Genomic DNA, 2371 nt, shown 5'->3' with positions numbered 1-2371 from the left:
TCACCTTTTTTTGCGCGGTCAGCTCGATGTTGTCCGACTGCGCCTGAATCTCCACCTTCCCCTTCGCCGCAAACAGCTTCATCCCCGCGTTCTGCGCGAACAGGCTAACCTTCTGCATCACGCTTACCAGCAGCGATTTGCCCGCCGTCACCGACACGTTCTGGCCCGCCGTAAGCGCGACATGCTTACCGCCGCTGACGTGCACCGTCGCCGGCGTCGTCGCTTGCAATCCGCCCGCTCCAGCCAGCAGCAAGTGCGGCTCAGTCAGCTCGGGGAACGAACCACTGCCGTTGCTGCCCGCTCCGCCCTTAATGCCCGTAACCTGCGACTGCAACGCATCGGCCACGACGCTCTGATCGGCGCCGCTCTCCTGCGCCTGATGCTTTTGCGCCAGTGTGCCCAGCTGATCGTGCAACTCCTGCGCTTGCGCAAGCCGCGAGGCCGGCTCACTCACATCCGACAGATGCGACGTCGCCCCTCGCCTCGCCTCGGTACTGACCAGCATGCCCTGGCCCGAGCGGATCGCCCCGACGGCATCGGTACGCAGCTCGAACCCCTCGCCGCGTGCGTCCTGCCTGCCCTGCCAATCCTCGATGCGCGTCACGCTTCCCAACGAGAGCTGGCTGGCCGCATGGTCGCTTCTCAGCTGGGTTTGAATCGCATTGGCCGTGTCGTCAAACACGAGATGATTGCTGCGCCCGCCCGCCAGGTTGCCCGCATCACCCACGAGTTCACGGCTGCGGATACCTGTCAACGCGCGTTGATGCGGCAACTGCCACGCCGACAGCTTCGCCGTGTTCTGCACTCGGCCCGTGACGATCGGATGATCAGGATTGCCGTCCAGCCACATGACGATCACTTCGGAGCCGATCCGCGGCAGTGCGCTCATACCTTGGCTACCGCCAGCCCAACCGCTCGACACCCGCATCCACGTCGTGTATTTGCCTTCGCGGTCCCAGTGGAATTGCACCAGGCACCGACCGTGCTCGTCCGTATACAGGCTCTCGCCTTCCGGCCCAACCACGGTCGCCGTCTGCGGTGCAAGGATGCGCGTGTCGACGCTGTTGTACCCCGGCATCGGCCGCCAACGAATCCGTTTGCTCACGCAAGCGAACCGATTGCTGTACGTCGCCGTTGCGCCGACGCCCTGGAGATAGTTGTTCGTCGCAACGTGATGCGCAAACGTGATCAGGTATTGGTCGTCATAGTGGTTATTGCTCAGCGAGTAACCAAAGTGGTCCGTTAGCTGAAACCACCGTCCCGGCATCACGAAACGGTTGTTGCCGCTCGCTTCATACTGCCGCGCAATCGACTCGATCGCTTCGATGCGTCGGCTCGTTTGCTGCGACCCATCGTCCGTGTTGCGGTGCCCATACGCGCCGGAGTACTCGTACCACTCCAGCTTCTGTCCGCCGCTGCCTTGCCACGCATCGGTCCGCGCATCGGCTAAGCCGCCGGTCCGCGCGTTCAACTCGGGTTCCTTGAAGTCCGTGCGCGACTGCGCAACGTGCGTGGACGTGATCTGCTCCACAGGCGACCATGAAGCAATGCCGTCCGCTTCCTGCGAACCCGCCTCGCTTTGGTAAGGAATCTTGGCACTGCTGCCATCGATCGCCGGCTCGGTCCGAACCGGATCGGACACGATCAGCTTGTGCTCCGTGGCCGTGTGCTCGTACCAGTACGTGAGCCCCAAATGCTCCCAGCGGCGATGGACGTAGTTATGGTCGTGCTCGTCGAACTGGCACGCCATCGTCATCTGCAGGTCCTGCTCGTAGACCTTCCACTCCCACACCGGCAGCGTCCCGTAGTCTCCGAAGATGGTCGCCGTTTGCCCACGGATTGCCTGATCCAAGAACAACCGATTGTTCTTGCGCAGCGTCAGATAGCGCATCCATGGGCCGATGTCCGCCTCATAGAACGCAATCCCACCATCGGTCTTAACCAACCGAAATGCAAATACATAACCATTGAAGTACCGAAAGCTGCCGTCGTTGCGCAGCAACTGCACCGAGATCAGCTTGCCGACGAAATCCTTCGGATCAAGCTTGGCGTTATCGGACAGTATTTCGATAGCGAATCGAAAATCGCGCGATAGCGATTCCTCGCCTTCGAGGCGATTGACCAACAGGATGTTGTACGGTGCATCGTCCTGCGGGAATGACAACGTCAACAGACGATTGTTCTGCATCCCGCCGGCGAGCTTCCGGAGGTCTTGGACAGACAGGTTGGTATTCATTGGCAAGCCTGACGATAAGCCGGCATTCGGAGTCGCGCGATTTTACACAGAATCCTCTTTCCGGCAAAACAAGCTTAAGCACTATTAGTATTCATCACCGAAAATGAGTAAAAATTCCCAACTCATTTTAATATC

Annotated in this window: 1 protein-coding gene; it reads right to left on the bottom strand. The window is 60.1% G+C overall.

Going from position 1 to position 2371, the window contains the following annotated elements:
* Positions 1 to 2236 (bottom strand): type VI secretion system Vgr family protein (locus tag DWV00_RS33490; RefSeq protein WP_147298047.1); only part of this gene is annotated, 2236 nt, incomplete at its 3' end.
* Positions 2237 to 2371: the final 135 nt, after the last annotated feature.

The sequence above is a fragment of the Trinickia dinghuensis genome (genome assembly GCF_003367175.1).
In the GTDB taxonomy this organism is placed as follows: domain Bacteria; phylum Pseudomonadota; class Gammaproteobacteria; order Burkholderiales; family Burkholderiaceae; genus Trinickia; species Trinickia dinghuensis.
Note: the sequence above shows the minus strand (reverse complement) of the source record. Positions and strands in the feature narration are given on the sequence as shown.